This window comes from Pseudomonas sp. JH-2 (assembly GCF_036231725.1).
GTDB lineage: Bacteria > Pseudomonadota > Gammaproteobacteria > Pseudomonadales > Pseudomonadaceae > Pseudomonas > Pseudomonas delhiensis.
This window is the reverse complement of the sequence record NZ_JAZAQP010000094.1, coordinates 1-4,916: the sequence shown is the minus strand read 5'-3', so window position 1 is coordinate 4,916 and position 4,916 is coordinate 1. Positions and strand designations below refer to the sequence as shown.

Below are 4,916 nucleotides of genomic sequence, written 5' to 3'. Positions count from 1 at the left end.
TCGCGACATCCATGTCGCATGACCTCCTGAGCGCCGGTTTCGCTCGGCCTTCTGAAGGGGCGTTCCGGTGCGCTCGGATATTTCTCTGGAAACCCGTAGGGCGCATAACGCCTACGGCGTTATCCGCCATCGTCGTCGGGCATCGGTGTTTGGGCTAACGGCGGATAACCGCGAACGGTTATTCGCCCTACGAGTTTGCCGGCTGACTCTGCGTTATCCGCCCACGCCGAACGGCCCCCTCTCCCTTCAGGGCGGGCCGCGTAGGCGAGGGTTGGGGAGAGGGGACGGACTTCGCTCTGGCACCTCTGCCAAACCTTGACTCCGCTCCCCCTCCCTAACCCTCCCCCGCAAGCGGGAGAGGGGACCGTTCGGTCTGGTGCGGAACCCCGAAGCTCCCGGGCTCCCCGTAGGGCGCATAACGCCTACGGCGTTATCCGCCAAATCGCGGACAAGGTCCGCTCCTACGGGGGTAGGAAAACGCTGTCGTAGAATGGGTTGAGCCTGCGAAACCCATGGGGCCGCCCCGGGCTATTTCTTCAAACAACCGCTCATGAACGTCTTGCGCTCGTCGCCCTTGAGCGCCTTGGCCGAGGCGTCCTTGTTGCACTGGGCCATCTTCTCCTGCTGCGGGGTGAGTTTCTTGCCGGTGTCGCCGCCGCCGGCCTTCAGGCAGTTGCTCATGAAGGACTTGCGCTCGTCGCCCTTGAGCGCCTTGGCGGTGGCGTCGGCGTTGCAGGTCTTCATCTTTTCCTGCTGGGCGGTGTTGGCGGCGAAACCCTGCACCGAGAACAACAGGGCGCACAGCAGCAGGGGAAGGCGGAGCTTGATCATGGAGCGGTCTCCTCGAATGATGATCGCTTCCTGAGCGTAGCCTGCTGTTACATTTGTGCGAGCCCACCTCCGCGCGCGCTACCCGGCTGACAGCGCCCCGGCAGCGGTTATAATCGCGCCTGCTATGCTTTTCCCGCATATCCCCATCCATCAGCCACACGCCATCAGGAACACAGGTGACGAAAGACGAACTGCGCGCCGAACTGGAGCGCCAGGAACAGCGTTACAAGGATGTCTACGGCGGCGAGGTCACCCTCTACGCCGCCCAGCCCGACCCCGACAAGAAGCCCTGGCGCAAGCGCCCGTCCGTGCAGGACAAGGCCTTCGACCGGGAACTGGAGAAGATGCAGAGCGACCTGCAGAAGGCGCAACAACGCCAGGCCGAACAGGACGCGACCTGAGCGGCGGCGGCCCCGCGAAAACGTTGCAGCGCATTGCCCGCAGCGCTGCAAGCCCCGTGCGACCGGGTGTCGCGAGATTCCGAGAATCGCTTCAGGTTTCAGACGACATCCTATCGCTTCTGGCATAATCGCCGCCCCGTCACCGACCGGTCACAGAAACTTCATGTTCGATCTCTTCAGCGGACTCGACCTCTGGGTAGGCATCAGCCTGGTGCTGGCGCTGGGCTTCGTCCTGGCCTTCGAGTTCATCAACGGCTTCCATGACACCGCCAACGCGGTGGCCACGGTGATCTACACCAAAGCCATGTCGCCCTACCGCGCGGTCATTCTCTCCGGCATCTTCAACTTCCTCGGCGTGCTGCTCGGTGGCGTCGGCGTGGCCTATGCCATCGTCCATCTGTTGCCGGTCGAACTGCTGATCAACGTCAACAGCGGCCACGGCCTGGCCATGGTGTTCTCCCTGCTGGCCGCGGCCATCGCCTGGAACCTGGGCACCTGGTACTTCGGCATCCCCGCCTCCAGCTCGCACACCCTGATCGGCTCGATCCTCGGCGTGGGCCTGGCCAATGCGGTGATCACCGGCGTGCCGCTGGCCGACGGGGTGAACTGGCAGAAGGCGATCGACATCGCCATGTCGCTGATCTTCTCGCCGCTGGCCGGCTTCTTCGTCGCCGCCCTGGTGCTGATCGGACTGAAGTGGATGTACCCGCTGTCGAAGATGCACAAGACCCCGGAAACCCGCCGCGAGGTCGACGAGAAGAAACACCCGCCGTTCTGGAACCGCCTGGTGCTGGTGCTCTCGGCCATGACCGTGAGCTTCGTCCACGGCTCCAACGACGGCCAGAAGGGCATCGGCCTGATCATGCTGGTGCTGATCGGCATCGTCCCGGCCAAGTTCGTCCTCGACCTCAACAGCACCACCTACCAGATCGAACGCACCCGCGACGCCGCCATCCACCTGAACCAGTTCTACCAGCGCCACACCGACGTGCTCGGCGACATGCTGGCCCTGGGCAAGGGCGCCGACGGCGAGATGCCCGAGCTGTACCGCTGCGAGCCGAAGCAGACCGAGTCCACCCTCAAGGGCCTGCTGAGCGACATCAAGGGCATCTCCAGCTACAACGAACTGTCCGCCGACAGCCGCGTGCAGGTGCGCCGCTACCTGCTGTGCCTGGACGACACCGCGAAGAAGGTCGGCAAGCTCGACAGCCTGCCGGCGCGCGAGAAGGCCGACCTGGAGAAGCTGCGCAAGGACCTGACCAGCACCACCGAATACGCGCCCTTCTGGGTGATCATCGCGGTGGCCCTGGCCCTGGGCGTGGGCACCATGGTCGGCTGGAAGCGCGTGGTGCTCACCGTCGGCGAGAAGATCGGCAAGCAGGGCATGACCTATGCCCAGGGCATCAGCGCCCAGCTCACCGCCACCGCGGCGATCGGCATGGCCAACCTCTACAGCCTGCCGGTGTCCACCACCCACGTGCTGTCCTCCGGCGTGGCCGGCACCATGGTCGCCAACCGCAGCGGCCTGCAGGGCGGCACCGTGCGCAACATCCTGATGGCCTGGATCCTCACCCTGCCCACGTCCATGGCCCTGGCCGCCGGCATGTTCTGGCTGGCGTCGCGCTTCTACTGACAGCCAGGGGATGCTGACGACACTGGCGCTGTGCGCCTGGCTGGCCGCCTGTGCCGTCCAGGACCTGCGCCGCCGCCAGGTGGACAACCTGCTCACCCTCGGCGGCCTGGCCATGGCCGCCGGCCAGTTGCTCCTCACCGGCCACAGCCTGACCCAGCACGCCCCTGCCGCCGCCCTCGCCGCGGCCGGCCTGGGCCTGCTGCTGAGCCTGCCCGGCTACCTGCTGGGCAAGCTGGGCGCCGCGGACGTCAAGCTGCTCGCCGCGCTGGGCCTGGCCAGCGATCCCTACAGCCTGCTCTACGGCCTGGCCCTGGCCTGCCTGGTGACGGTGGCGTTGATGCTGGCGAGCAAGCTTTCCCTTGAGTCGCAACGGCTGCCGAAGGCCTTCGAAAGCTGCCTGAAACCCTTCGACCTGAGCCGCTCGAAGTCCTTTCCCTTCATCTTCTCGATCTTCTGCGGCTACCTGCTGCAACTGTCATTCCTCTGACGCCAATCATCCGCGCCGCCGGCTAAAGTTCCGCCCAGCGCCGCCGATACAGCCTGCCCACTCCGTCGTTCCCGCAGGATGCTCTACCCATGCTTCGCTCGCTGTCCTTCGCCAAGAAGATCCTTCTGGCAGCCTCCCTCGTGGTGATCTTCGCCTTCGCCTGCTTCATCCTCTTCAACGACTTCCGCCAGAGCCGCGCCATCCAGGAGGACACCGAGACCTCCCTGCGCGAGATCGGCAGCCTCACCGCCAGCAACATCCAGAGCTGGCTGGAAGGCCGCATCCACCTGGTGGAGATGGAGGCCGCGCAACTGGCCGACGGCGAGCCGACCGCCGAGCGCATCCAGCACGTGCTGGAGCAGCAGGTGCTGCAGCGCAACTTCGAATCGGTGTACCTGGGCGAGGCCGCCAGCGGCGTCTTCACCATGCGCCCCTACTCGCCCATGCCCGACGGCTACGACCCGCGCCAGCGCGGCTGGTACAAGGACGCCGTGGCCGCCGGCCGGCTGATCGTCACCGAGCCCTTCCTCGACGCCGGCACCAAGGAGCAGATCCTCGCCATGTCGGTGCCGGTCATGCGCAACGGCCAGCTGCTCGGCGTGGCCGCCGGCGACATGAAGCTGGAGACCATCACCGCCATCCTCAACTCGCTGAAGTTCGACGGCGACGGCTACGCCTTCCTGGTCAGCGACGCCGGCAAGGTCCTGCTGCACCCGGATGCCGGCAAGGTGTTCAAGAACCTCGCGGAAATCTACCCGCACGGCGCGCCGCAGGTCCGCCCGGGGGTCCAGGAGGTCGACGTCGACGGCCGCACCCAGCTGGTCTCCATGACCCGCGTCGAGGGCCTGCCGGGCGTGTCCTGGTACGTCGCCCTGGTACTGGACAAGAGCGCCGCCTACGCCATGCTCAGCGACTTCCGCACCTCGGCCATCATCGCCACCCTGGTGGCCATCGTCGCCATCATCTTCCTGCTCGGCATGCTCATCCGCGTGCTGATGCAGCCGCTCACCGCCATGGGCCGCGCCATGCAGGACATCGCCCAGGGCGAGGGCGACCTGACCAAGCGCCTGAAGGTCGACAGCCGCGACGAGTTCGGCATGCTGGCCGAGGCCTTCAACCGCTTCGTCGAGCGCATCCACGAATCCATCCGCGAGGTGGCCGGCACCGCGCGCCAGCTGCATGACGTGTCGCAACTGGTGGTCAACGCCTCCAACTCCTCCATGGCCAATTCCGACGAGCAGGCCACCCGCACCAACAGCGTGGCCGCGGCGATCAACGAGCTGGGCGCCGCCGCCCAGGAAATCGCCCGCAACGCCGCCGACGCCTCGCACCACGCCAGCGACGCCAGCCACCAGGCCGGCGATGGCCGCCAGGTGGTGGAACAGAGCATCGCCGCGATGAACCTGCTGTCGGAGAAGATCAGCTACGCCAGCACCCACATCGAGGCGCTGAACAGCCGCACGGTGAACATCGGGCAGATTCTCGAAGTCATCAAGGGCATCTCCGAGCAGACCAACCTGCTGGCGCTCAACGCCGCCATCGAGGCCGCCCGCGCCGGCGAGGC

Annotated in this window: 5 protein-coding genes; 4 read left to right on the top strand and 1 reads right to left on the bottom strand. The window is 66.2% G+C overall.

From position 1 onward, the window contains the following. Positions 1 to 528: 528 nt before the first annotated feature. The gene (locus tag VV867_RS30685) at positions 529 to 831 is read right to left on the bottom strand and encodes a PsiF family protein (RefSeq protein WP_328568414.1); all 303 of its coding nucleotides are present in this window, start codon (positions 829 to 831) and stop codon (positions 529 to 531) included. Positions 832 to 1,007: 176 nt separating this feature from the next. Here VV867_RS30685 and VV867_RS30680 point away from each other — a divergent pair, with 176 nt between their 5' ends. The 4 genes from VV867_RS30680 to VV867_RS30665 all read left to right on the top strand — a co-directional run. After that, a complete protein-coding gene (locus VV867_RS30680) occupies positions 1,008 to 1,232 on the top strand; it encodes a hypothetical protein (protein ID WP_109932304.1) in 225 nt (74 codons plus the stop codon). A gap of 163 nt (positions 1,233 to 1,395) precedes the next feature. Continuing rightward, positions 1,396 to 2,865, top strand: coding sequence for an inorganic phosphate transporter (locus tag VV867_RS30675; RefSeq protein ID WP_328568413.1), 1,470 nt, complete (start codon positions 1,396 to 1,398; stop codon positions 2,863 to 2,865). 10 nt (positions 2,866 to 2,875) lie between these two features. Continuing rightward, positions 2,876 to 3,352: a prepilin peptidase gene (locus VV867_RS30670; RefSeq protein ID WP_109932308.1), complete on the top strand. Its 477-nt coding sequence runs from the start codon at positions 2,876 to 2,878 to the stop codon at positions 3,350 to 3,352. A gap of 89 nt (positions 3,353 to 3,441) precedes the next feature. After that, positions 3,442 to 4,916, top strand: a 1,475-nt coding sequence (locus VV867_RS30665; protein ID WP_328568412.1) for a methyl-accepting chemotaxis protein, incomplete at its 3' end; no start/stop codon positions are given.

What these genes read in the sequence shown, in the direction of transcription:
- VV867_RS30685 (WP_328568414.1), bottom strand. Translation starts at nt 831, where the DNA reads ATGATCAAGCTCCGCCTTCCCCTGCTGCTGTGCGCCCTGTTGTTCTCG.
- VV867_RS30675 (WP_328568413.1), top strand. Translation starts at nt 1,396, where the DNA reads ATGTTCGATCTCTTCAGCGGACTCGACCTCTGGGTAGGCATCAGCCTG.
- VV867_RS30670 (WP_109932308.1), top strand. Translation starts at nt 2,876, where the DNA reads ATGCTGACGACACTGGCGCTGTGCGCCTGGCTGGCCGCCTGTGCCGTC.